This window comes from Pseudomonas sp. J452, from assembly GCF_024666525.1.
Taxonomy (GTDB): Bacteria; Pseudomonadota; Gammaproteobacteria; order Pseudomonadales; family Pseudomonadaceae; genus Aquipseudomonas.
The window spans coordinates 34,353-59,051 of record NZ_CP088294.1 but is presented as its reverse complement, the minus strand read 5'-3'; the positions used below and the strand labels follow the sequence as shown (position 1 = coordinate 59,051).

General features: G+C 64.4%; 22 protein-coding genes and 1 pseudogene. 4 read left to right on the top strand and 19 right to left on the bottom strand.

From position 1 onward, the window contains the following. Nucleotides 1-84 precede the first annotated feature (84 nt). On the top strand, nt 85-645 hold the full coding sequence (gene ampD / locus LRS11_RS00235) for a 1,6-anhydro-N-acetylmuramyl-L-alanine amidase AmpD (protein ID WP_260495014.1): 561 nt from the start codon (nt 85-87) through the stop codon (nt 643-645). Next, entirely contained in the window at nt 646-1,476 is an 831-nt protein-coding gene (gene ampE / locus LRS11_RS00230; protein ID WP_260495013.1) for a regulatory signaling modulator protein AmpE, read from the top strand. It begins immediately after the preceding gene. 147 nt (nt 1,477-1,623) lie between these two features. Here ampE and LRS11_RS00225 read toward each other — a convergent pair whose 3' ends face one another. Next, nucleotides 1,624-2,514: an ROK family protein gene (locus tag LRS11_RS00225; protein ID WP_260495012.1), complete on the bottom strand. Its 891-nt coding sequence runs from the start codon at nt 2,512-2,514 to the stop codon at nt 1,624-1,626. A 286-nt stretch (nt 2,515-2,800) separates the two neighbouring features. Between LRS11_RS00225 and LRS11_RS22385 the strand changes: the two are divergent. Together LRS11_RS22385 and LRS11_RS22380 are read left to right on the top strand one after the other, a co-directional pair. After that, a pseudogene (locus tag LRS11_RS22385) lies at nt 2,801-3,943 on the top strand (HAMP domain-containing protein); the annotation flags it as partial. 141 nt (nt 3,944-4,084) lie between these two features. Further along, nucleotides 4,085-4,798: a methyl-accepting chemotaxis protein gene (locus LRS11_RS22380; protein ID WP_409519831.1), complete on the top strand. Its 714-nt coding sequence runs from the start codon at nt 4,085-4,087 to the stop codon at nt 4,796-4,798. A gap of 148 nt (nt 4,799-4,946) precedes the next feature. On the opposite strand, the gene LRS11_RS00215 is transcribed toward LRS11_RS22380, so the two are convergent. The 18 genes from LRS11_RS00215 to dusB all read right to left on the bottom strand — a co-directional run bounded on the left by LRS11_RS00215 (nt 4,947) and on the right by dusB (nt 24,527). Continuing rightward, nucleotides 4,947-5,735, bottom strand: coding sequence for a TatD family hydrolase (locus tag LRS11_RS00215; RefSeq protein ID WP_260495010.1), 789 nt, complete (start codon nt 5,733-5,735; stop codon nt 4,947-4,949). 237 nt (nt 5,736-5,972) lie between these two features. Then, nucleotides 5,973-7,673 carry an urease subunit alpha gene (ureC, locus tag LRS11_RS00210; protein WP_260495009.1) on the bottom strand — a complete coding sequence of 567 codons (1,701 nt, stop codon included), beginning with the start codon at nt 7,671-7,673 and terminating at the stop codon, nt 5,973-5,975. Next, nucleotides 7,673-7,978 carry an urease subunit beta gene (locus LRS11_RS00205; RefSeq protein ID WP_260495008.1) on the bottom strand — a complete coding sequence of 102 codons (306 nt, stop codon included), beginning with the start codon at nt 7,976-7,978 and terminating at the stop codon, nt 7,673-7,675. The genes ureC and LRS11_RS00205 overlap by 1 nt, the downstream gene beginning before the upstream one ends. Continuing rightward, complete coding sequence (locus LRS11_RS00200) at nt 7,975-8,508, bottom strand: GNAT family N-acetyltransferase (RefSeq protein ID WP_260495007.1); 534 nt, start codon at nt 8,506-8,508, stop codon at nt 7,975-7,977. The genes LRS11_RS00205 and LRS11_RS00200 overlap by 4 nt, the downstream gene beginning before the upstream one ends. Then, nucleotides 8,505-9,023, bottom strand: a complete 519-nt coding sequence (locus LRS11_RS00195) for a GNAT family N-acetyltransferase (RefSeq protein WP_260495006.1) — start codon at nt 9,021-9,023, stop codon at nt 8,505-8,507. The genes LRS11_RS00200 and LRS11_RS00195 overlap by 4 nt, the downstream gene beginning before the upstream one ends. Continuing rightward, nucleotides 9,020-9,322 (bottom strand): urease subunit gamma, encoded by a 303-nt coding sequence (gene ureA, locus LRS11_RS00190; protein WP_260495005.1) that lies wholly within the window; start codon nt 9,320-9,322, stop codon nt 9,020-9,022. The genes LRS11_RS00195 and ureA overlap by 4 nt, the downstream gene beginning before the upstream one ends. Beyond that, a complete protein-coding gene (locus LRS11_RS00185; protein ID WP_260496980.1) occupies nt 9,322-10,137 on the bottom strand; it encodes an urease accessory protein UreD in 816 nt (271 codons plus the stop codon). The genes ureA and LRS11_RS00185 overlap by 1 nt, the downstream gene beginning before the upstream one ends. A gap of 36 nt (nt 10,138-10,173) precedes the next feature. Next, complete coding sequence (gene urtE, locus LRS11_RS00180; protein ID WP_260495004.1) at nt 10,174-10,872, bottom strand: urea ABC transporter ATP-binding subunit UrtE; 699 nt, start codon at nt 10,870-10,872, stop codon at nt 10,174-10,176. Between the two features lie 111 nt (nt 10,873-10,983). Then, complete coding sequence (gene urtD, locus LRS11_RS00175) at nt 10,984-11,835, bottom strand: urea ABC transporter ATP-binding protein UrtD (RefSeq protein WP_260496979.1); 852 nt, start codon at nt 11,833-11,835, stop codon at nt 10,984-10,986. Between the two features lie 145 nt (nt 11,836-11,980). Next, nucleotides 11,981-13,069, bottom strand: a complete 1,089-nt coding sequence (gene urtC / locus LRS11_RS00170; RefSeq protein ID WP_260495003.1) for an urea ABC transporter permease subunit UrtC — start codon at nt 13,067-13,069, stop codon at nt 11,981-11,983. Next, nucleotides 13,069-14,640, bottom strand: coding sequence for an urea ABC transporter permease subunit UrtB (urtB, locus tag LRS11_RS00165; RefSeq protein WP_260495002.1), 1,572 nt, complete (start codon nt 14,638-14,640; stop codon nt 13,069-13,071). The genes urtC and urtB overlap by 1 nt, the downstream gene beginning before the upstream one ends. A 130-nt stretch (nt 14,641-14,770) precedes the next feature. After that, nucleotides 14,771-16,039 (bottom strand): urea ABC transporter substrate-binding protein, encoded by a 1,269-nt coding sequence (urtA, locus tag LRS11_RS00160; RefSeq protein ID WP_160081984.1) that lies wholly within the window; start codon nt 16,037-16,039, stop codon nt 14,771-14,773. A gap of 367 nt (nt 16,040-16,406) precedes the next feature. Beyond that, nucleotides 16,407-17,003 carry a MarC family protein gene (locus tag LRS11_RS00155; protein ID WP_260495001.1) on the bottom strand — a complete coding sequence of 199 codons (597 nt, stop codon included), beginning with the start codon at nt 17,001-17,003 and terminating at the stop codon, nt 16,407-16,409. Nucleotides 17,004-17,071: 68 nt separating this feature from the next. Further along, nucleotides 17,072-19,876, bottom strand: a complete 2,805-nt coding sequence (locus LRS11_RS00150) for a hybrid sensor histidine kinase/response regulator (RefSeq protein ID WP_260495000.1) — start codon at nt 19,874-19,876, stop codon at nt 17,072-17,074. A 112-nt stretch (nt 19,877-19,988) separates the two neighbouring features. Then, nucleotides 19,989-21,281: a phosphoribosylamine--glycine ligase gene (gene purD / locus LRS11_RS00145; protein ID WP_260494999.1), complete on the bottom strand. Its 1,293-nt coding sequence runs from the start codon at nt 21,279-21,281 to the stop codon at nt 19,989-19,991. Nucleotides 21,282-21,498: 217 nt separating this feature from the next. Further along, nucleotides 21,499-23,106 (bottom strand): bifunctional phosphoribosylaminoimidazolecarboxamide formyltransferase/IMP cyclohydrolase, encoded by a 1,608-nt coding sequence (gene purH, locus LRS11_RS00140; protein WP_260494998.1) that lies wholly within the window; start codon nt 23,104-23,106, stop codon nt 21,499-21,501. Between the two features lie 90 nt (nt 23,107-23,196). Further along, nucleotides 23,197-23,532 carry a DNA-binding transcriptional regulator Fis gene (gene fis, locus LRS11_RS00135; protein WP_173203763.1) on the bottom strand — a complete coding sequence of 112 codons (336 nt, stop codon included), beginning with the start codon at nt 23,530-23,532 and terminating at the stop codon, nt 23,197-23,199. Continuing rightward, the gene (dusB, locus tag LRS11_RS00130) at nt 23,529-24,527 is read right to left on the bottom strand and encodes a tRNA dihydrouridine synthase DusB (protein ID WP_260494994.1); all 999 of its coding nucleotides are present in this window, start codon (nt 24,525-24,527) and stop codon (nt 23,529-23,531) included. The genes fis and dusB overlap by 4 nt, the downstream gene beginning before the upstream one ends. Nucleotides 24,528-24,699: the final 172 nt, after the last annotated feature.

Genomic DNA, 24,699 nt, shown 5'->3' with positions numbered 1-24,699 from the left:
AACGCCCGGCCTGTGCCGGGCGTTGTCGTTTTCGGGGCGCGCGGTGCTATCTGCTACAGTGGCGAAACTGGTCAAGGAGCCCCTATGCAGCTGGACCCCGTCAGCGGTTGGTATGCCGATGCGCAGCACTGCCCATCAACGAATTGCAATGCGCGCCCGCAGGGTGAGATTTCTCTGCTGGTGATCCATAACATCAGTCTGCCGCCCGGCCAGTTCGGCACCGGCAAGGTGCAGCAGTTCTTTCAGAATCAGCTGCCGGTCGATGAGCATCCCTACTTCGCCGGCATAGCTCATCTGCAGGTCTCGGCGCATTTCCTCATCGAGCGTGACGGGGCGGTTACCCAGTTTGTCTCCTGTAATGAGCGGGCTTGGCATGCCGGCGTTTCCAGCTTCGAAGGGCGTGAGAACTGCAATGATTTCTCCCTCGGTATCGAGCTGGAAGGTACCGACGACCAGCCATTCAGTGATGCCCAGTACGCGGCGCTGGCCATACTGGCGCGCCAGCTACTGCAGGCTTACCCGGCGCTCGGTATCGAGCGCATCTGCGGGCATAGCGATGTCGCCCCGGGGCGCAAGACCGACCCGGGCCCCTATTTTGATTGGCCGCGTCTGCGCGCGGCCCTGCTGGACCAAGGAGAGCGGTAGATGAACTTTCTGGTGCTGCTGCTGGTGCTCTGGGTTGAGAAGTTCTCTGCCGGACGTCGGCGTATTCAGCAGGATGGTCTGTGGCTGCAGCAGTTGGCCAAAGTCGAGATCAGCCAGCAGGGCGCGCCCTGGATTGCCCTGGCTGTGCTGGTGGCGTTGCCGCTGCTGGTGCTCGGCGGCTTGCTGCTGATCCTTCAGCCGGTGGCCTATGGCTGGCTGGCGCTACCGGTGCATCTGCTGGTGCTGGTGTACAGCCTGGGGCGTGGCGATGTGCTGGCCGCGCTGGGGCCGTTCCGCGATGCCTGGCGGCGGGGCGATGACCAGGCCGCGCTGCATGTGGCCGAGCGTGATCTCGGCGTTGCGGCCGATAGCGAGGCCGAATTGCTGCTGCGGGTACAGGGCTATGAGTTGTGGCAGGCCTACCAGGGCTTCTTTGCGGTGATCTTCTGGTACGCGCTGCTCGGTCCGCTGGTGCCGCTGGCTTACCGGCTGCTGGCGCTGACGGCCGAACACGCGACCCAGGCTGATCTGGCCGAACGTGCCGGGCAGTTGCGGCATGCCCTGGACTGGCTGCCCGTGCGGGTGCTGGCCGCCAGTTTTGCCCTGGTCGGCAACTTTGCCGCGGTCAGCCGCGCCGTGTTGCATGATCTGCTGAGCTGGGAGCTGGCGGCGCAGCAGTTGCTGGTCAATGCCGGACGTGCCGCCAGCGAGTTGCCTGAGCCGCAGGCTGGCGAGCCGGGCGTCAACAGCCTGGATGAGCTGTGGCAGCTGCTGGTGCGGTCGGCGATGCTCTGGTACGCCGCGTTTGCCGTGTGGATTCTGTTGCTGTAAAGCCTTCGAACCTGTTTACGATCTTTTGGACTAGAGTCAGACAAGGCAAAAACAGCCGAGGAAGCGGAGTTTACGAGCTGTAAATGAGCATTCCGAGGCTGTTTTTAACGCCGTATGGCCGACGGCCGGGAGATCGTAAACAGGTTCTTACGGCCATAGCCAGGCGGCGCCGCGCACTCCGCTGGAGTCGCCATGGCGGGCGGGCAGCAGGCGGGTGTTGACCTGGTCGGAGAACACATGGCGCACCAGCAGTGGTGGCACCTGTTCATACAGTGCCTGAATGTTCGACAGGCCACCGCCGAGCACGATCACCTGCGGGTCGAGAATGTTGATCACCGAGGCCAGGCTGCGCGCCAGTTGCTCGCAATAGCGCTGTAGCGCTTGTTGTGCGGCAGGTTCGCCAGCCTGTGCGGCCCTGGCCAGTTGCTCGGCTGTCAGGTCCAGGTTGCTGCGAGTGGCCCAGCCCGGACCGCTGAGAAAGGTTTCGATACAGTCATCCAGGCCGCAGTAGCAGCGCCTGGACGGGCCATCGGCCGGGGCGCGCCAGGGCAGTGTGTTATGCCCCCATTCGCCGGCAATGGCGTTCGGTCCGCCGAGCAGGCGGCCATGGATCACAATGCCGCCACCCACCCCTGTGCCAAGGATCACCCCGAATACGCAGTCGGCCCCGGCTCCCGCGCCATCGCTGGCTTCCGACAGGGCAAAACAGTCGGCATCGTTGGCCAGGCGTATCGGGCGTTGCAGCAGCTGCTCCAGGTCGCCCTGCAGGTCCTGGCCAATCAGGCACACCGAGTTGGCGTTCTTGATCCGCCCATGATCCGGCGAGCGCGTACCGGGGATGCCAATGCCGACGGTGCCGCTGCCGCCCAGGTCATGCTCGGCTTGGCGGACCAGTTGCGCGATGGTCTGCAGGCAGGCGGCGTAATCGCCCTGCGGGGTTGGCAGGCGGCGCCGTAACCGTTCGTCGGAGCCTTCCAGGGCGATGATTTCAGTCTTGGTGCCACCCAAATCAATACCGAAGCGAAACTGTGCGCGCATTCTTAACCTTAAGTTACAGAGGTTGAGGTCGATATCCGGTATACAGCATGCCTAGGGGAGTGCGCTTGCCTGAGTGTCGCCCCAGGCCGGAACTGTTCTTGCTCCGTTGTGTGCTGACTTCCGCGCATGCAAGCGATTGTTCCCCTCAAGTCATGAACAGCTTCTACGATTCAGTTGTACCAGTACCTTGCCGTTCCATTTGCCGGTCTGCTCCCCATCGGCATACAACAATAATGGCAACAGGAGACGTTTAGTGAATAGCGTGTTGTATCCCGCCATCGCGCTGATGAACCGCATGAGCTTCGGCATGAAGTTCAGCCTGATCAGTGTGCTTTTCTTCCTGCCCATGTCGATCACCAATTTTTATCTGGTGCGCGATTCCTATAACGAGTTCGTCGATACCCGTACGGAACTGCAGAGCCTCGAACTGCTCAAGCAGAGCCTGAAGATGCGCCAGGAACTGGAGCGTCTCAACGACCTGATGGAGATCAATGCCGTACTCGGCCAGTCCGGTGAATCGGAAAAGCTGGTGGCGCAGATCAACGGCCTGGAGTCGAGTGTCAAAGCCACGCTGGAGGCCATGCAGCCGAGCAGCAGCAAGGCGAAAGAGGTCGAGGAGTTCAATGCCCAGCGTGATGCCATCAAGGCGGTCCTGGAGGCTGTGGACAAGGAGTCTTCGCAGCGCAGCAAGGCCGGTCTGGTGGTCAAGGCGCTGGATAATGCCGAAGTGTTCATCAAGTTCGTCGCCAGCCAGTCCGGGCTCAGCCAGGACAGCGAGCTGAGCGTCAGGCAGATGGTCGAACTGATGACCAGTGTCTCGCCACCGGTGACCAAGGCCCTGAGCAAGGGACGCGCGCTGGGTTCCTACTCACTCGGCCAGGGCATCCTCGGCTCTTCCGACAGCACCAAACTCGACGAGCTGTTGCTGGAGCTGGAAAAGCTGCATGCCGAATACGGTTTCAAGATCCAGAACGCTTTCCAGGGCAATGCTCTGGCGCAGAAAAGCCTGAGCAGCCTGGCGGAAGCCAGTCGCAACGCCTTGACCGAAGGCGGCACTCAGCTGGAAGACAGCATCCTCATGGCGGATACCCTGGATGCGCCCTGGCAGGACTTCTTTGACCAGATGACCGCGGGCATCGACAAGACCTATGTGCTCAACGATGCGGTTCTGGGCTTCCTCGACCAGGAGCTGAGTCAGCGCTTGGAGGCCAAGCGCGTGCAGATGGTGCTGCTGGTGGTGGCGCTGGTGCTGGTGTTCCTGCTGATCGGCTACCTGTATGGCGGTTTCTACGTCTCCACCCGCACCACCCTCAAAGGCTTTGGTCATACCCTGGGCCAGGTCGCTGCTGGCGACATGACGGTCAAGGTCAACGTCAAGAGCCAGGACGAGCTGGGCGAACTGGGCCAGGTGTTCAACGGCACCGTGGCGAAGATCCGTGACCTGATCGAACTGGTCGGCCAGACCGTCACCGAAGTCGAGCGTCAGGCCGATCGCGTCGAGCTGGTTTCTGGTGAAAGTAGCCAGGCGGTCAGTGCCCAGCGCGGACAGATCGAGCAGGTTGCCACGGCGATGAACCAGATGTCCGCCACCGCTCAGGAAGTGGCACGCAGCGCCGCCGCCGCAGTCGAAAGCGCGCAGAGCGTCAACAACGAAACGGTCAACGGCCGCGCTATGGTCGAGTCGCAGGTTGGCAGCATCCAGCGTCTGGCCAACGAGATCGATCAGTCGGTCAGCGTGATCAACCAGCTGGCAGCCGACAGTGCGTCGATCAGCCAGGTGCTGGAAGTGATCAAGGGCATCGCCGGACAGACCAACCTGCTGGCGCTCAACGCCGCCATCGAGGCGGCGCGTGCCGGTGAGCAGGGTCGCGGCTTTGCCGTGGTCGCCGACGAGGTGCGCAACCTGGCCAAACGTACGCACCAGTCCACCGAAGAGATCGAACAGATGATTGGCCGCCTGCAAAATGGTGTTGGCGCCACGGTGACGGCCATGAACGGCAGCCACCAGATGGTGGAAAGCACCGTCAGCCAGTCGGCCAACGTGCAGCAGGCGCTGGAGAATATCCTCGGCGCGGTGGGCATGATCGTCGATCAGAACCAGCAAATTGCTGCCGCTGCCGAACAGCAGACCGCCGTGGCCCACGATATCGACATGAACATCGTCGAGATCAACCAGGCCGGCGAGCGCACGGCCGAAGGCGCGGTGCAGACCGAGCAGGCCAGCCGTCAGCTGTCCGATCAGGTCAGCCGGCTGAAGGAGCTGATCAGCGCCTTCCGTGTCTGATCACCTGTGCTAATCGACAAGGCCCGCCCATTGGCGGGCCTTGTTGTTTCTGGAGGCGGGTGTTCGGAGCGTGTCGTTGGGTGTTGTAGCCCGGATGCAATCCGGGACGGCGGCTCGGCGTGAGTCACCCTCCCGGATTGCATCCGGGCTACGAAGCTGGTGTCCAGCCGAATAGCTCGGCGGCGTTGCGGCTGCTGGCGCTGGCCAGCTCCTGCGCACTGATGCCGCGCAGCTCGGCCAGGGCGCTGCAGATATCGGGGAGGAACTCCGGGCTGTTGCGTTGGTTGGGGTGCATGGCGGGCGCCATGTCAGGTGAGTCGGTCTCCAGCACTATGGCATCCAGCGGCAGGCGGGCTACTACCTGGCGCAGGCGCAATGCCTGTGGCCAGGTCGGCGCACCGCCGAGGCCGAGCCTGAAGCCCAGCTTGAGGTATTCGCGGGCCTCCTCGTAGCTGCCGGCGAACGCATGGATGATGCCGCCCCGTGTGAGTCGATAGCGTTTGAGGGTGGCGATGGTCTGTGCGTGGGCGCGGCGCACATGCAGCAGGGCCGGTAGCTCGTATTCGGCGGCCAGGGCCAGTTGGGCCTCGAACAGGGTTTGCTGGCGCGAGCGGTCGAGCTGTTCGAGAAAGTAGTCCAGGCCGAACTCGCCGACTGCGCACAGCTGCGGATGAGCGGCCAGGCGGTCGAGCCAGTCGCGCAGCTCGCTCAGGTGTTCGGGCCGGTGCTGATCCAGGTAGAGCGGGTGCAGGCCGAAGGCGGCGTACAGGCCGCTGTCACTTTGCACCAGCTGCCACAGGCGCTGCCAGTTGGCCTGGTACACGCCGAGCACCACCAGTTTCTCCACGCCCCGGCTGCGGCTGCGCGCCAGCAGCTCGCTGCGGTCGGCCGCGAAGTCGGGGAAGTCGAGGTGGGTGTGGGTGTCGATCAGGTGCATGGGACGTCGCCGTGGACAGTGCCGTCAGCATAGCGCCGGGCATGGGGGATGCCCAAGATCCGCAGCCTGGGCGAGGTTATTACTCGGCTGCGCCGCGGGTACCGCGATCTCCGAGTAAGTCTTTAGGTGTATCCCTCTCCCCAGCCCTCTCCCGTAAACGGGAGAGGGGGGCAAAAGCGCTCCGCACTTGTCTCTACACACCGCTATGGCGCTGCACAAAAAGTCGTAAACAGACTCTTAGAACAGGAAGTAACGCTGCGCCAGCGGCAGCACTTCGGACGGTTCGCACCAGAGCAGTTGGCCGTCGGCCTTGACCTGGTAGTTCTGCGGATCGACCTCGATATCGGGCAGGTAGTCGTTGTGGATCAGATCGGCCTTGGTCACCGTGCGGCAGCCTTTGACCACGCCGATCTGCTTCTGCAACCCCAGCTGTTCTGGCACCCCGGCGTCGAAGGCGGCCTGGCTGATAAAGGTCAGGCTGGTGGCATGCAGCATGCCGGCGTAGCTGCCGAACATCGGCCGGTAGTGCACCGGTTGCGGGGTCGGGATCGAGGCATTGGCGTCGCCCATCAGGCTGGCGGCGATGGCGCCACCCTTGAGGATCAGTGTCGGTTTCACGCCGAAGAACGCCGGACGCCAGAGCACCAGGTCGGCGAACTTGCCCACTTCGATGGAGCCCACTTCGTGGCTGATGCCGTGGGTGATCGCCGGGTTGATGGTGTACTTGGCGATGTAGCGCTTGACGCGGAAATTGTCGTTACCGGGCTGATCTTCAGGCAGCGGGCCGCGCTGCTGCTTCATCTTGTCGGCGGTCTGCCAGGTGCGGGTAATCACTTCGCCGACGCGGCCCATGGCCTGGCTGTCGGAGCTGATCATGCTGAACGCACCGAGGTCATGCAGGATGTCTTCGGCAGCAATGGTCTCGCGGCGGATGCGGCTTTCGGCAAAGGCGACGTCCTCGGCGATGCTTGGGTCGAGGTGGTGGCAGACCATCAGCATGTCCAGGTGTTCGTCGATGGTGTTCTTGGTGAACGGCCGGGTCGGGTTGGTCGAGCTGGGCAGCACGTTAGGGAAGCCACAGGCCTTGATGATATCCGGCGCATGGCCGCCGCCGGCACCTTCGGTGTGGTAGGTGTGGATGGTGCGGCCCTTGAAGGCGCCCAGGGTGGTTTCGACGAAGCCGGATTCATTCAGGGTGTCGGTGTGAATCGCCACCTGCACATCGTACTCATCGGCCACGCTCAGGCAGTTGTCGATGGCCGCCGGCGTGGTGCCCCAGTCTTCGTGCAGCTTCAGACCAATGGCGCCGGCCTTGACCTGTTCGATCAACGGCTCGGGCAGCGAGACGTTGCCCTTGCCGGTAAAGCCGATGTTCATCGGGAAGGCGTCGGCGGCCTTGAGCATCATCGCCATGTGCCACGGCCCCGGCGTCACGGTGGTGGCGTAGGTGCCGGTGGCCGGCCCGGTGCCGCCGCCGATCATGGTGGTGGTGCCGCTCATCAAGGCTTCTTCGATCTGCTGCGGGCAGATGAAGTGGATATGGGTGTCGACGCCGCCAGCGGTGAGGATCATGCCTTCGCCGGCGATCACTTCGCTGGCGCCGCCGATGGCGATGGTCACGTTCGGCTGGATGTCCGGATTCCCAGCCTTGCCGATCGCGGCGATGCGTCCGTTCTTGAGGCCGACGTCGGCCTTGACGATGCCCCAGTGGTCGATGATCAGCGCGTTGGTGATCACCGTGTCGACCACGTCCGCCGCGCACAGCTGGCTCTGGCCCATGCCGTCGCGGATCACCTTGCCGCCGCCGAACTTCACTTCATCGCCGTAGGTGGTGAAGTCCTTTTCGACCTCGATCCACAGGTTGGTGTCGGCCAGGCGCACCTTGTCGCCGACGGTGGGGCCGAACATGTCGGCGTAGGCTTGGCGGGAAATCTTCATTACAACGCTCCCATGATGCGACCGGCAAAACCGTAGACGCGACGGTCACCCGCCAGCTCGACCAGCTCGACTTCACGCGACTGGCCCGGCTCGAAGCGCACCGCAGTGCCGGCGGCGATATTCAGGCGCATGCCTCGGGTCGGCGCACGGTCAAACGTCAGCGCGTCGTTGGTTTCGAAGAAGTGGAAGTGCGAGCCGACCTGGATTGGCCGGTCGCCGCTATTGGCCACAGTCACGCGCAGGGTGCGGCGGCCGGCGTTGAGTTCGATCTCGCCGTCCTGGATCTGGTATTCGCCGGGAATCATGGCTGGGGCCTCGACAGGGTCTTGTAGTAGATGGCGTTGGTCCGGTAGGTGCCGTCCGGGCCGCAGGCGTAGTCGGGCAGGCCGCCGATGCTGGTGTAGCCCAGGGCCTGGTAGAAGGGTTCGGCGTCGCTGCCGGCCTCGGTATCCAAATAGAGCAGGCCGCGCTTGAGTTCGACGGCTTCGCCTTGCAGGCGCTGCATCAGTTGGCGGGCGATGCCGCGACGGCGGGCACCGCTGTGTACCAGTAACTTCTGCACTTCGGCGCGGTTGAGTCCGTTGCGCTTCTGGCACAGGCCCAGCTGCACGCTGCCCAGCACGCGGCCGTCTTCCACGGCGACCCAGAGCAGCAGCGAGCCATCGCCCAGACCGGCCAGTACCTGGTCGAAGTAGGCGCTGGCCTCGGCCTGGTCGAGGTCGGCGAGAAAGCCCACCGAGGCGCCATGGGTGACGGCATCCAGCAGCAGCTCGATCAGGCCGGCGCGATGGGACGCAAAGTCGTGGGCGCCGAGGCGCTGGATTATGGGCATCATGGCGCGCTCCGCTCCGGGGTCAGAATCAGTTGCATGAAGGTCAGATCCAGCCAGCGGCCGAACTTGCGGCCGACCTGGGGCATCTGCCCGGTGATGGTGAAACCAAAGCGCTGGTGCAGGCCGATGGAGGCGCTGTTGCCGCTCTCGATGGCGGCGACCATCACATGCTTGCCGCCTTCTTTGGAGCGTTCGATCAGGGCGCCGAGCAGCAGCACGCCGAGGCCGCGGCCACGCTGCTCGGCCTGCACGTACAGCGAGTTCTCCACGGTGTTGCAGAAGCCATCGAAGGGCCGCCAGTCGCCATAGACGGCATAGCCGAGCACGTGGTCCTCGGCATCCACCGCCACCAGCACCGGGTAACCCTGCTGGCGGCGCGCGGCGAGCCAGGCTTGGCGGTTGGCCAGGTCGACGGTGGCATCCATCCAGATTGCCGTGGTGTTGAGCACCGCATCGTTGAAGATGTCGCGGATGGCTTCCAGGTCGCTGTCGCGGGCGTCGCGAATCGAGATGCTCATGGGATCGGCTGGTGGACGGTGACTAGCTTGGTGCCATCCGGAAAGGTGGCCTCGACCTGGATTTCCGGGATCATTTCCGGGATGCCTTCCATCACCTGCTCACGAGTCAGCAGGGTGGTACCGAAGTGCATCAGCTCGGCCACGGTCTGGCCGTCGCGGGCGCCTTCGAGCAGGGCGGCGCTGATGTAGGCCATGGCTTCCGGGTAGTTGAGTTTCACGCCGCGGGCCAGGCGCCGCTCGGCGACCAGGCCGGCGGTGAAGATCAGCAGCTTGTCTTTCTCGCGGGGCGAAAGGTCCATCAGGTACTCCAGATTCGTGGGGGCACGGCGGCGCGCCCCAGTAGTTCAGGGCGCAGCAGGCGCCAGAGTTCGATCAGCCAGGCGCGCGCATGCAGCGCCTCGCCGGCCAGGCAGCGGGCGACCAGCAGGCCCGGCAGCTGGCTGAGGTCGCCGCGCACCGGGCTGGGGAGGGTGCGGCAGCGTTCCAGCAGTTCGGCGGAGAGTTCGCCGCTGATCAGCAGGGTGGCGAATACCGGTTGGCCGGCCAGACCGATCGGTGAGTCGAGCAGGCCGTCGTTGCCGCTGATGCGCTGGCGTTCGTGCCAGAGCAGCTGGCCGTCGCGACGGATATCCAGCTGGGCCTGGAAATGACCGGCGTCGAAGCGTTCGCCGGCCGCCGGGCGGCCGAGGGCGACCATATCCCAGTAGCACAAACGGGCGTCGCCCTCGAGGTCGATGCGGGTGCTCAGTTCGGCCTGGGCGCCGGCGTAGACGATGGTTTCCTGCGGTAGCCATTCCAGGGTGGCGCCGGCGGCTACCTGCAGTTCCAGCTGCTGATAGGCCGGCCCGCTGGCGCGGTACCACTTGGCGGCGCCGGGGCTGGTCAGCTGGGCCCAGGCGTGCTCGCCGAGGCTGGCGCTGATGTGCAGGCGATCGCCACCGGCAATCCCGCCCGGCGGGTGGACGATGATGTGCTGGCACACCTCGGGGCCTTCGGCGTACAGGTGCTTCTGCACCCGCAGCGGGCCGAGGTGGCGGCGCTGCACGGGCCGCGTGGCGTCACCCTGGCGCGCATAGCCGAGCTCCAGCTCGGCATGCCAGCTGGGAGTAAACAGGGCGGGGGGAGGGCTGCGTTCATGGCCGCTGTTTTATCAGATTGCCACCAGTCCACGCACGCCATCGGCTTCCATGGTCTCGCCGCGGCCCTGCTGGACGATCTCGCCGCGGCTCATCACCAGATACTGGTCGGCCAGCTCGGCGGCGAAATCATAGAACTGCTCGACCAGCAGGATGGCCATGTCGCCACGCTCGGCGAGCTTCTTGATCACCGCACCGATCTCCTTGATCACCGAGGGCTGGATGCCTTCTGTGGGCTCGTCGAGGATCAGCAGACGCGGCTTACTGGCCAGCGCGCGGCCGATGGCCAGCTGTTGCTGCTGGCCGCCGGAGAGGTCGCCGCCGCGGCGTTGCTTCATCTGCAGCAGCACCGGGAACAGCTCGTAGATGAAGGCCGGGACTTCCTTGGCCTGGCTGCCGGGGAAACGTGACAGGCCCATCAGCAGATTCTCTTCGACTGTCAGTCGAGGGAAAATTTCTCGCCCCTGCGGCACATAGGCGATACCGGCGTGCACGCGCTGGTGCGGTTTGAACGCGGTGATCGGCTTGCCTTCCCATTGCACGGCGCCTTCCTTGGATGGGATCAGGCCCATCAGGCATTTCAGCAGGGTGGTCTTGCCCACGCCGTTGCGGCCAAGCAGGCAGGTGACTTCGCCGACCTTGGCCTCGAAGCTCAGGCCACGGAGGATGTGGCTGCCGCCGTAGTACTGGTGCAGTTGTTGGACTTGCAGCATGTTCCGCCTCTCAATTCTGTGGAGTCTGGCAGGCCGTCATCGTGAGCAAGCTCGCTCCTACAGGATCAGCGCTGCCCATGTAGGAGCGAGCTGGCTCGCGATCCTCGGTATTTACCGGCCGAGATAAACCTCGATCACCCGTTCATCGTTCTGCACCTGCTCCAGCGAGCCCTCGGCCAGCACGCTGCCCTGGTGCAGCACGGTGACGTGGTCGGCGATGGAGCCGACAAAGCCCATGTCGTGCTCGACCACCATCAGCGAGTGCTTGCGTGCCAGGGACTTGAACAGTTCGGCGGTGAATTCGGTCTCGGCGTCGGTCATGCCCGCCACCGGCTCGTCGAGCAGCAGCAGTTGCGGGTCCTGCACCAGCAGCATGCCGATCTCGAGGAACTGCTTCTGGCCGTGCGACAGCAGCCCGGCCGGGCGCTGGCGCGCGCTTTCCAGTTTGATGGTGGCGAGCACTTCGTCGATCCGCTCTTTCTGTGCGCCAGAGAGTTTGGCGCGCAGGCTGGACCACACCGACTTGTTGGTCTTCAGCGCCAGTTCGAGGTTCTCGAACACGCTGAGGGCTTCGAACACCGTGGGTTTCTGGAACTTGCGACCGATGCCGGACTGGGCGATCTCGACTTCGCTCATCTGCCTCAGGTCGAGGGTTTCGCCGAAGTAGGCGTGGCCGTTGTCGGGGCGGGTCTTGCCGGTGATCACGTCCATCATGGTGGTCTTGCCGGCGCCGTTGGGGCCGATGATGCAGCGCAGTTCGCCGACGCCGATGTACAGGTTGAGGTCGGTCAGCGCCTTGAAACCGTCGAAGCTGACGTTGATGCCTTCCAGGGTGAGGATGGTGCCGTGGCGCACATCCAGGCCTTTGCCGGCGGCACTGCCGAGGCCGACGGCATCACGGCCGGTGCCGGCCGGGTCGAACGCGGGTTCGAGCATGAATTCGGGTACCGGAGTGGCGCGCATCATTGCTCTCCTGTGGAAATCGTCAGGAACGCGTCGCGAGCAATTTCAGCTGCAAGGCGCACGGAGCGCAGCGACGAGACAGTACGAGTGTGTACGGCGAGGAGTGAGCACCGCGCAACGCCGCAGATGGAATGCGCAGTAGCGTTCATGATGATTTCCTGCGGAGCAGGCCGATCACGCCTTTCGGCAGGAACAGCGTGACGATAATGAACAGGAAGCCCAGGGCGAACAGCCAGTATTCGGGGAAGGCCACGGTGAACCAGCTCTTCATGCCGTTGACCAGACCGGCGCCGAGCAGCGGGCCGATCAGCGTGCCGCGACCGCCGAGGGCCACCCATACGGCGGCCTCGATGGAGTTGGTCGGCGACATCTCGCTGGGGTTGATGATGCCCACCTGCGGCACGTACAGCGCACCGGCCAGGCCGCACAGCACGGCGGACAGCACCCAGATAAACAGCTTGTAGCCGCGCGGGTCGTAGCCGCAGAACATCAGGCGGTTCTCCGCATCACGCAGGGCGGTGAGGACCCGGCCGAATTTGCTGCGCGCCAGCTTGAAGCCCAGCAGCAGGCTGCCGACCAGCAGCGCCACGGTGCACAGGAACAGCACGGCGCGGGTGCTCGGTGCGGTGATGTCGAAGCCGAGCATGCTGCGGAAGTTGGTGAAGCCGTTGTTGCCGCCGAAACCGGTCTCGTTGCGGAAGAACAGCAGCATGCCGGCGAAGGTCAGGGCCTGGGTCATGATCGAGAAATACACGCCCTTGATCCGCGAGCGGAAGGCGAAGAAGCCGAACACCAGGGCCAGCAGACCCGGCGCCAGCACCACCAGGCACAGCGCCCAGAGGAAGCTGGAGGTGCCGTACCAGTACCACGGCAGCTCGGTCCAGGAGAGGAACACCATGAACGCGGGCAGGCCATCACCGGCGCTTTCGCGCATCAGGTACATGCCCATGGCGTAGCCGCCGAGGGCAAAGAACAGGCCGTGGCCGAGTGAGAGCAGGCCGGCATAGCCCCAGACCAGGTCCAGGGCCAGGGCGACCACGCAGTAGCAGAGGATCTTGCCGACCAGGGTCAGGCTGTAGGCCGAGACATGCAGGGCATGGTCGGCTGGCAGCAGGTGCAGCAGCGGCATGGCCAGCAGCAGGAGCAGGATCAGGCCGCCGAGGGCCAGCGTGGCCTGCGGTCCGAGTTTCGCCGTGGCGCGTGCCAGCAACGTTTGATTGAGTGCTTGAGTCATTAGTCGATCACCCGTCCTTTCAGTGCAAAAAGACCTTGGGGTCGTTTCTGGATAAACAGAATGATCAGCGCGAGGATGAGGATTTTGCCCAGCACGGCGCCGATCTGCGGTTCGAGGATCTTGTTCGCCACGCCCAGGCCGAAGGCCGCCAGCACGCTTCCGGCCAGTTGGCCGACGCCGCCGAGCACCACCACCAGGAACGAGTCGATGATGTAGCTCTGGCCCAGATCCGGACCGACGTTGCCGATCTGGCTGAGGGCCACGCCGCCGAGGCCGGCGATGCCCGAACCGAGGCCGAAGGCGAGCATGTCCACCCGCCCTGTGGGCACGCCACAGCAGGCAGCCATGTTGCGGTTCTGGGTGACGGCGCGCACGTTGAGGCCCAGGCGGGTCTTGTTCAGCAGCAGCCAGGTGAGCAGCACGACGAACAGGGCGAAGCCGATGATGACGATGCGGCTGTAGGGCAGCACCAGGTTGGGCAGCACCTGGATGCCGCCGGACAGCCACTCGGGGTTGGCCACCTCGACGTTCTGCGCGCCGAAGATCACCCGCACCAGCTGGATCAGGATCAGGCTGATGCCCCAGGTGGCCAGCAGGGTTTCCAGCGGGCGGCCGTAGAGGTGGCGGATCACCGTGCGTTCCAGGGCCATGCCGATGGCGGCGGTGACGAAGAAGGCGATCGGCAGGGCGGCCAGCGGGTAGATGGCCAGGTAGTCGGGGGCGAGTTTCTGGAAGGCGATCTGCACCATGTAGGTGGTGTAGGCACCGAGCATCAGCATCTCGCCGTGGGCCATGTTGATCACCCCGAGCAGGCCGAAGGTGATGGCCAGGCCGAGCGCCGCCAGCAGCAGGATGCTACCCAGGCTCAGGCCGCTGAACGCCTGGCCGAGCAGCTCGCCGCCGAGCAGACGGCGCTTGACCTGGGCCAGGCTGGTTTCCGCTGCGGTACGCACCTCGGCATCGCTTTCCACGCCTGCGACGAGCAGCGCTTCCAGGCGGGTGCGGGCCAGCGGTTCGCCGGTCTCGCCGAGCAGGCGTACGGCGCTCAGGCGGATCGCCGGATCCGGGTCGACCAGTTGCAGGTTGGCCAGCGCCAGGGCCAGGGCGGCGCGCACGGTGGCGTCTTCCTCGCTGGCGACGCGGGCATTGAGCAGTTCCAGCTGCGCCGGCTTGGCGCTCTTCTGCAGTTGCTGGGCGGCGGCCAGGCGCACGCTCGGCTCGCTGGCGAGCAACTGGTGGCTGGCCTGGGCGGTAGCCAGCAGGCCGCGCAGGCGGTTGTTCAGGCGCAGTTTCTTCGGCGGGCTGGCCGGTTCGGCCTGGCCTTCGGCGGCGATGAAGCTGCCGGCGTCTTCGATGAAGGGCACTTTTCCGCTGTCGCTGGCCAGGCGGCCGTTCTGCAGGGCATCGAGCAGCGGCAGGCGGGCGGGATCGGGCTGGGCGGACCAGCTTTCCAGCAGCTTGGCCTGCTGGGAGGGATTGGCCGCGACGAAGTCGGCGGCATCGCCGGCATGAGCAGTCAATGGCAGCAGAAGCGCCAGTGACAGGAGCATTCGGTACAGGGCAGTGGGCATAAAGATGTCCTGGAAGGGAAACTCCGTAGGAACGAGCTTGCTCGCGATCGCGGTTTACCAGGACAAACCGCGTCGCTTCGATCGCCAGCAAGCTGGCTCCTACAGAGTAAGTCGGGCTAGGCCCGTCCGATCAATTCGACTTCACCGCATAGTCCGGCTTCTTGTCGTTTCCGGGGATGTACGGGCTCCACGGCTGGGCGCGCAGCGGGCCTTCGGTTTGCCAGACGATGGAGAACTGCCCGTCTTCCTGGACTTCACCGATCATCACCGGCTTGTGCAAGTGGTGGTTGGTCTTGTCCATGGTCAGGGTGTAGCCGCTCGGCGCGGCGAAGGTCTGCCCGGCCAGGGCTTCACGTACCTTGTCTACGTCGGTGGTACCGGCTTTCTCGACGGCCTGGGCCCACATGTTGATGCCGACGTAGGTGGCTTCCATCGGGTCGTTGGTCACGGCCTTGTCGGCGCCCGGCAGGTTCTTGGCCTTGGCGTAGGCCTTCCACTTGTTGACGAACTCGGTGTTGACCGGGTTTTCCACGGACTGGAAGTAGTTCCAGGCGGCCAGCTGGCCGACCAGCGGCTTGGTGTCGATGCCGCGCAGTTCTTCCTCGCCGACCGAGAAAGCCACCACCGGGATATCGGTGGCTTCGATGCCCTGGTTGGCCAGTTCCTTGTAGAACGGCACGTTGGAGTCGCCGTTGACGGTGGAGATCACCGCAGTCTTGCCGCCAGCGGAAAACTTCTTGATGTTGGCGACGATGGTTTGATAGTCGCTATGACCGAAGGGGGTGTAGACCTCTTCGATGTCCTTGTCGGCCACGCCTTTGCTGTGCAGGAAGCTGCGCAGGATCTTGTTGGTGGTGCGCGGGTAGACGTAGTCGGTGCCGAGCAGGAAGTAGCGCTTGGCGGCACCGCCGTCTTCGCTCATCAGGTATTCCACGGCCGGAATGGCCTGCTGGTTTGGCGCTGCGCCGGTGTAGAACACGTTCGGCGACATCTCTTCGCCTTCGTACTGCACGGGGTAGAACAGCAGGCCGTTGAGTTCCTCGAACACCGGCAGCACGGATTTGCGCGAGACCGAGGTCCAGCAGCCGAAGACCACGTCGACTTTGTCCTGGGTCAGCAACTGGCGGCCTTTTTCGGCGAACAGCGGCCAGTTGGAGGCCGGGTCGACCACCACGGCTTCCAGTTGCTTGCCATTGACGCCGCCCTTGGCGTTGATTTCGTCAATGGTCATCAGCGCCATGTCTTTCAGCGAGGTTTCGGAAATGGCCATGGTGCCGGACAGCGAGTGGAGGATGCCGACCTTGATGGTCTCGGCAGCCTGCAGGCTGTAGGGGAACAGGCCGCTGAGCAGCAGGGCACTGGCGGCGAGGGTGGATTTCAACAGAGGACGGCGTTTCATCTTGTTAGGGCTCCATGCGCAACTGTGGGGACCGAAGGGGTCGTCAGTCCTTTGGCAGCATCCGTGCCAAGCCGCGCAAAGCCTTGTCCTGCAAGGTTTTTGCAGATTCCAGGAAGATTCGCATGAGCGCCTGTTGCGCGAAGTTGGTGCGCTAATCTGTGCGTTCAGTCATGTTTTTCATGGCGCGCACCGCTTTGAGGCGAAGTCCTGTCAGGGAGGCTGCATTTCCTCCGGGGATGCTGTGCGGGGTGGTTTTCAGTGCTGCGCGTGCCTGTTTCTGAGGCGTTGCCATGTGGCTCGTCCATGGTCGTTCGGGCAGGGCGGTATACCCAGCGGATGGAGAGCCAGAGGCGAGCGGAGGTGTGGCTCAGGGCAGCAGGTAGCCACGCACGCCGGTGAAGATGATCTGCGCGGCCAGGGCGCAGACGAACAGGCCCATCAGGCGGCTGAGGATCTGCAGGCCCTGCTGGCCGAGCAGGCGCTCGACCTGGTTGGACAGGTAGAGCACGACGCCGACCGTGGCGCTGGCGATGGCGATACCGAGGATGGCGAGGAGCTTGTCGTCCCACTCCGGCTGGCTGATGCCCATCACCAGCAGCGCACCGATGGTGCCGGGGCCGACGGTGAGCGGGATGGTCAGCGGCACGATGGTGACGTCCTGCTGCACGTTGTCGGCCTGCACCGCCGACTTGCCCTGGGCCATGCCCAGCGCAGAGATGAACAGCACGGAGCCGGCGCCGATGCGGAAGGCATCGGGCGTGATGCCGAAGATCTCGAAGATGGTCTGGCCGAACAGGTACAGCAGCACGCTGGCGATCAGGCTGCCCAGCGCCACTTTCCAGGCCAGTTTCTTGCGTTCCTTGACGCTGTAGCCGGGGGTCAGGCCGATAAAACAGGAGAGCACGAAGAACGGGCTATAGAGCACCAGCATCTTCAGGTAGACGGTGAACAGCAGGGAGAGCATGGGCAAGGCTCGTCAGGACATAAGTGGCGCAAGCATAGCGGGCCGGGTCGGGCGGCGTCAGCCGGCAATCAGGAGGGCAGGGCGTCGGCCTGCAGCCGGCGCTGCTTTTCCTGCACCCAGTGGGCGACCAGTTCGCGCAGCTGGGACATTTCCACCGGCTTGGCCATGTGGCCGTCCATGCCGACCTGGCGCGCGCGTTCCTTGTGCTCGGCGAGGATGTGCGCGGTCAGGGCCACCACTGGGGTGTGTTCGCGCTGTTCGCGGGCTTCCCAGGCGCGCAGTTGCTCGGTGGCGGAGAAGCCGTCGAGCACCGGCATTTCGCAATCCATCAGCACCAGGTCGTACTGCTGCGCCTGCATGGCGCGCAGGGCTTCCTCGCCGTTGCTGGCGGTATCCGGTTGCAGGTTGAGCTTGCTCAGCATGCCGCGGATGACCTTGGTCGAGATGCTGTTGTCCTCGGCCACCAGGATGCGGAAGTCGCTGGGTGCGAGCAGGGTGCTGGCTTCGCTGCTGTGCAGGGGAGGCAGCGCTGGGCTGTTGTTGCTGCGCTGGGCCAGCTCGTCGGCGAGGGTGGTCTTCAGCGTGTAGCCAGCCACCGGCTTGGCCAGGATGCGCTTGATTCCGGCGTTGCGCGCGATGATCTTGCTCGGCGCGTTGCTGATCCCGGTGAGCATGATCAGCAGAATGTCGTGGTTGAGGTTGGGGTCTTCCTTGATCTTGGCTGCCAGCTGCATGCCGCTCATGCCGGGCATTTCCTGGTCGAGCAGGACCACGTCGAAGTATTCGTGCAGATGCGCCTTGGTCCGCAGCAGGGCCAGGGCTTCCTTGCCGGAGGCCACGGTGCTGACCTGCAGGCCCCAGGCCGTACATTGCTGCTGGATCACCTTGCGGCAGGTCTCGTTGTCGTCGACCACCAGCAGGCGGGCACCCTGCAGTGTGCCGTCGAGGTCGGCGGTGGGGTGTTCCAGGCGCTCGGCGTCCAGCGGCAGGGTCAGCCACAGGGTGCTGCCCTGGTTATCGCCGCTCTGGATGCCGAACTCGCCGTCCATCAGGCGTACCAGCTGACGCGCGATGATCAGCCCCAGGCGGCCGCCGAGCTTGCTGGCGCTAAGGAAGTCGGTGCTGTGCAGCTGGGTATTGAGCAGGGCGTCGCGCTCGCTGGCTTCCAGCGGGCGCCCGCTGTCCTGTACGGCGATGCGCAGGCGCGGGGCCTTGCCTTCGTTGTCGAGGGCCACCACCAGGAGGATTTCGCCTTCGTCGGTCTGGCGGAAGGCGTTGTCCAGCAGGCTCAGCAGGGTCTGGCGCAGGCGCGTGGGGTCGCCGCTGATCACTCGTGGAACCTGGGGCTGCATAAAACTGATCAGCTCGACCTTCTGCTGCTCGGCCTTGGCGCGGAAGATGTCCAGGCAGTCGTCGATCAGCGCATTGAGGTCGAACTGCACGTCGTCCAGTTCGATCTGCCCGGACTCCAGCTTGGAGATGTCGAGGATCTCGTTGATCAGCGTCAGCAGTTCATTGCCGGCGCTGTGGATGGTCTGTACGTAGTCGCGTTGCTTGGCCGACAGCGGGGTGCCGAGCAGCAGCTCGGTCATGCCCAACACGCCATTCATCGGCGTACGGATTTCGTGGCTGATCTTGGCCAGGAATTCGGCCTTGGCTTTCAGCTCGGCGCTGATCGCCGCCTCGCTGGTGCGCTGGGTCAGGGTGTCGCTCTGGATCTGCCGCTGGCGCTCGGACAGGGCGATGCTGAGGATCAGGCCGCAGAGCATGGCGACGCTGAACACGCTGAGCACCAGCCAGCCCGGGTTGAGCTGGTCGAAGCCGAACAGCACCGGGATCAGCACGGCGAAGCCCAGGTTGAAGATCAGCAGCCCGGCCACGATCAATCGCGCCGGCTGGTAACCAGCGCGCCAATGCATGAAGGCGATCAGCGGGATGGTCAGCGCCGTCATGATGACCAGGCCATAGACCAGCCAGCTGTGCCAGAACAGCCCGGTGAAGGCGATCATGGCCGCCGCCAGGGTGATGAGCAGGAACTCGGCCCGTAGCACATGGCGCAAGGCACTGTGTTCGGCCAGGGTGCCGTGGAAGAAGCGCAGGGTGAAACCCAGGACGCACAGGCCGGCGGCTAGCGCCGAGAGGTCGGCGATCAGCGACTGGTTGTAGCTCTGTTCGGGCAGCCACACCGCCAGCAGGCCGATGTTGCAGGTGGCGCACAGGGCCAGGGCGATATGCATGCCGGCCAGCCACAGGTTGCTGGCGGTGGGCGAATAGGCCATGCGCAGCAGGTTGAACAGGGCCAGCAGGAGCAGGCCGCCGAGCAGGGCGCCGAACAGGTAGGCGGGCTTTTCCTGGGTGACCAGTTCGGCCTCGTTGATCACCTTGAACCACATCATCAGGGCGTGGTTGGAGGTCATGCGGATATAGATTTCGCGGGCCTGGCCATCGTTGGGCTGGCTGAACAGGTAGGCGCGCGATGGCAGCGGACGGCTGTTCTGCGACAAGGCTTCGCCGGTTTGCAGGTGTTCTTCCAGCTGGCCGTTATTCAGCCGGTAGTAGTCCAGGTGCTGCACGCGCGGGGCGAACAGCCAGAGCCAGTGTGGCGCCTGATAGGCCGGAGTCTTGATGTGCAGCCAGATGGCGTGGCGAGAGGCCGGGAAGGTAATGGCGCGTTTATCGAGAGGCTGGAAGCGGGCGGACTGGGTGCGGATGTCGTCGAAACTGAGCGTGGCGCTCTTGTCGAGCAGGATGGACCAGTGCTCCGCCGTAGCGGGTCGGGCGGTAGCTTCGCCTTCCGCCTGTGCCATGGGCAGGCAGAGCAGGGTCAGCAGCAGGCTGACGATGAGTCCGGTGGCGATCCTGAGCCGTCGCACGGGCGAAGTCCCTTCGATGGTGAATCCCCGGATTATAGCCATGGCTAATGCACAAAAGGCAGCCAGGAGGCTGCCTTTTGTGCGGGCTTTACCGGATATTTACCCGGTTTTCTTAGCTTTCGCCGCGCTCGCGGGCAATGGCCCGGTAACCGATGTCCTTGCGGTAGAAGCTGCCGTTCCAGCGGATCTGCTCGGCCAGGCGGTAGGCCTGCTGCTGGGCTTCGGAAACCGTGCGGCCGATGGCGGTGGCGCAGAGTACGCGACCGCCGGCGGTAACCACCTGGCCTGCGGCATTCAGTGCGGTACCGGCGTGGAACACCTTGCCGTCGATCTTGGCGGCGGCGTCCAGGCCTTCGATCACGTCACCCTTGGCGTAGTCGGCCGGGTAGCCGCCGGCGGCGATGACCACACCCACGGTCGGACGCGGATCCCAGGTCGCTTCGACCTTGTCCAGCGCCTTGGCCAGCGCGGCCTCGACCAGCAGCACCAGACTCGACTCCAGGCGCACCATGATCGGCTGGGTTTCCGGGTCGCCGAAGCGGCAGTTGAACTCGATGACTTTCGGCTTGCCGGCCTTGTCGATCATCAGCCCGGCGTAGAGGAAGCCGGTGTAGACGTTGCCCTCACTCGCCATGCCACGCACGGTCGGGTAGATCACTTCGTCCATTACGCGCTGGTGCACCTCGGCGGTGACCACCGGAGCGGGGGAGTAGGCACCCATGCCGCCGGTGTTCGGCCCGGTATCGGCATCGCCGACGCGCTTGTGGTCCTGGCTGGTGGCCATCGGCAGCACGTTCTCGCCGTCGACCATAACGATGAAGGAGGCTTCTTCGCCGTCGAGGAATTCCTCGATCACTACGCGCGAGCCCGCTTCGCCGAAGGCATTGCCGGCGAGCATGTCGCGCACAGCGTCTTCGGCTTCCTGCAGGGTCATGGCGACGATCACGCCTTTGCCGGCGGCCAGGCCGTCGGCTTTGATCACGATCGGTGCGCCTTTCTCGCGCAGGTAGGCCAGGGCCGGCTCGACTTCGGTGAAGTTCTGGTAGTCGGCGGTGGGGATCGCGTGGCGGGCGAGGAAGTCCTTGGTGAAGGCCTTGGAGCCTTCCAGCTGGGCGGCGGCGGCGGTGGGGCCGAAGATGTCCAGCTTGCGGGTGCGGAACAGGTCGACCACGCCTTTAACCAGCGGCGCTTCCGGGCCGACGATGGTCAGCTGCACGTTCTTCTCGGCGAAGTCGGCCAGCTGCTCGATGGCCAGCACGTCGATGGCGACGTTCTCGCACTTGGCTTCGGTGGCGGTGCCGGCGTTGCCCGGGGCGACGAAGACTTTCTCGACGCGCTTGTCCTGCGCCACTTTCCAGGCCAGGGCGTGTTCACGACCGCCGCTGCCGATGATCAATACGTTCATGGGGTATCTCCTGACCGTAGCCCGGATGCAATCCGGGGCTTTTGAGTGGGGTGTTCCCGGATTTCATCCGGGCTACGACGCAAATCTTTCGGGTCGCGATGGAGCGGGTGGATGCTAGGCGCGGATGGCTTCGATAAGCGCAGTTGCCGACTGGCAATGAGCATTAGCGAAGTCGTCCGCAACAACGCAGACGCCTGCTACAGCGCGGCCACGCCAATCAATGGCGGAAGTGACGCATGCCGGTGAATACCATGGCGATATTGGCTTCGTCGGCGGCGGCGATGACTTCCGCATCGCGCATCGAACCACCCGGCTGGATCACCGCGGTGATGCCGTTGGCGGCGGCGTTGTCCAGGCCGTCGCGGAACGGGAAGAAGGCGTCGGAGGCCATCACCGAACCGGCGACCTGCAGGCCGGCGTGTTCGGCCTTGATCGCGGCGATACGCGCGGAGTTGACGCGGCTCATCTGGCCGGCGCCGACGCCGATGGTCTGGCGGCCCTTGGCGTAGACGATGGCGTTGGATTTGACGAACTTGGCCACTTTCCAGGCGAAGATCAGGTCATGGATTTCCTGCTCGCTCGGCGCGCGCTGGGTGACGATCTTCAGGTCTTCGGCCTTGATCATGCCGATGTCGCGGCTCTGTACCAGCAGGCCACCGTTGACGCGTTTGAAGTCCCAGTCGGCGCTGCGCTCGGCCGGCCACTCGCCGCATTCGAGCAGGCGTACGTTGGCTTTGGCGGCGACTACGGCGCGGGCCTCGGCGCTGATTTTCGGGGCGATGATCACTTCGACGAACTGACGCTCGACGATGGCCTGGGCGGTGGCACCGTCCAGCTCGCGGTTGAAGGCAATGATGCCGCCGAAGGCCGACTCGGTGTCGGTGGCATAGGCCAGCTCATAGGCCTGGCGGATGCCGCCTTCGCTGTCCAGGGCCACGGCCACGCCGCACGGGTTGGCATGTTTGACGATGACGCAGGCCGGCTTGACGAAGCTCTTCACGCATTCCAGCGCGGCGTCGGTGTCGGCCACGTTGTTGAACGACAGTTCCTTGCCCTGCAGTTGCACGGCGGTGGCCACGCTGGCCTCGCCCTTCTGCGCTTCCACATAGAACGCCGCGCTCTGGTGCGGGTTCTCGCCGTAGCGCATTTCCTGGGCCTTGATGAACTGGCTGTTGAAGGTGCGCGGGAAGGCGCCGCGATTTTCAGTGCTCAGGGTGTCGCGGCTCTGCTCGATGGTGCCCAGGTAGTTGGCGATCATGCCGTCGTAGGCGGCAGTGTGCTCGAAGGCTTTCAGCGCCAGGTCGAAGCGCTGGGCGTAGCTCAGGCCACCGGCTTTCAGCGACTCGACGATGCCGGCGTAGTCGCCGGCGTTGACCACGATGGCCACGTCTTTGTGGTTCTTCGCCGCGCTGCGGACCATGGTCGGGCCGCCGATGTCGATGTTCTCGATGGCGTCGGCCAGGTCACAGCCAGGCTTGGCTACGGTGGCGGCGAAGGGGTAGAGGTTGACCGCGACCAGGTCGATCGGCTTGATGCCGTGCTGCTCCATCACCGCGCCGTCGAGGGCGCGACGGCCGAGGATGCCGCCGTGGATTTTCGGGTGCAGGGTCTTCACGCGACCGTCCATCATTTCCGGGAAGCCGGTGTAGTCGGCGACTTCCACGGCAGCCACACCGTTGTCCTTGAGCAGCTTGTAGGTGCCGCCGGTGGAGAGGATTTCCACGCCCAGGGCAACCAGTTCGCGGGCGAACTCGAGGATGCCGGTCTTGTCGGAAACACTGATCAGGGCGCGGCGAACGGGGAGGCGGGTGGTCTGGTCGGTCATTGCAGAGTCCATCAGAGCTTGGGAAATCAGTAAAAAAGGGCGGCCCTCTGTTTAATGTTGCGGGCCGCCCTTTTCCATGTATTCGGGTGTTTACAGCAGGTCGTACTGCTTGAGCTTCTTGCGCAGGGTGCCGCGATTCAGGCCGAGCAGCTCGGAGGCCTTGGTCTGGTTGCCTTTGACGTAGTTCATCACGGTTTCCAGCAGCGGCGCCTCGACCTCGTTGAGAACCAGGTTGTAGACGTCGGTAACGTCAGCGCCTTCCAGGTGAGCAAAGTAGTTGTGCAGCGCCTTTTCGACACTGCCGCGCAGGGTCTGGCCCTCTTCGCTCGGCGTGGTCAGGTGCTGCTTCAGGTTGGTGTTGTCGCTCACGGGTACTGCCCCATCAAAAACTGATTGATCAAAAAAAGGCTCGGTCATCCTCGTCATGCGGCCACCTCGTTGTCCTTGTTATGGCGTTCGGCAAAAAACTGCCGAACGTGGGTGTACTGCGCGTCCGTACTGTCCAGACGATTGAAGTCGGTGCGGAACTCCCTGGCGCCGGGCAGGGTGGCCAGGTACCAGCCGACATGCTTGCGGGCGATGCGCACGCCCATCACATCGCCGTAGAAGGCGTGCAGGGCGCTCAGGTGTTCCAACAGAATCCGTTCTATTTCGTACAGCGTTGGCGCCGCCAGTTCCTTGCCGGTCGCCAGGTAATGGGCGATCTCGCGGAAGATCCACGGCCGCCCCTGCGCCGCACGACCGATCAGCAGGGCGTCGGCGCCAGTGGCGGCGAGCACGGCCTTGGCCTTGTGCGGCGAATCGATGTCGCCATTGGCGAACACCGGAATCGTGACCGCCTGCTTGATCGCGGCGATGGTGTCGTACTCGGCCTCGCCGGTGTACAGGTCGGCGCGGGTTCGGCCATGCACGGCCAGGGCGCTGATGCCGGCCTGTTCGGCGATTTTCGCCACGTTCAAGCCGTTCTTGTTCGAGCGATCCCAGCCGGTGCGGATCTTCAGGGTCACCGGTACGTCGACCGCCTTGACCACCGCGTCGAGGATCGCGCTGACCAGCTCTTCATCCTTCATCAGCGCCGAGCCGGCGGCCTTGTTGCAGACCTTCTTGGCCGGGCAGCCCATGTTGATGTCGATGATCTGCGCGCCCATTTTCACGTTGCGCCGGGCCGCCTCGGCGAGCATCTCGGGATCACCACCGGCGATCTGTACCGAGCGTGGCTCGGGATCGCCGCTGTGGATCATGCGTAGGCTCGATTTGCGGGTGTTCCACAGGCGCACGTCGCTGCTGACCATTTCCGATACCACCAGCCCGGCGCCCAGGCGCCGGCACAGCTGCCGGAACGGCTGATCGGTGACGCCCGCCATGGGGGCGAGGATCAGCTGATTGGGCAGTGTGTAAGGGCCGATGCGTACCACCGACATGGAGGTCATCCCTGTTGTTTTTGAAGCCGTTCAGGCAATGGCTAGGCCCGCCTGAACTGGAAAACGGCTTCATGGGAGTGCGAAAAAGGGAGGGCATGATACCCGCTCTCGGTGACCGGATAAAGGCTGTTTTGAACAAATTATGAGCAGCTGTCGGGTTATCGCCGCTGGG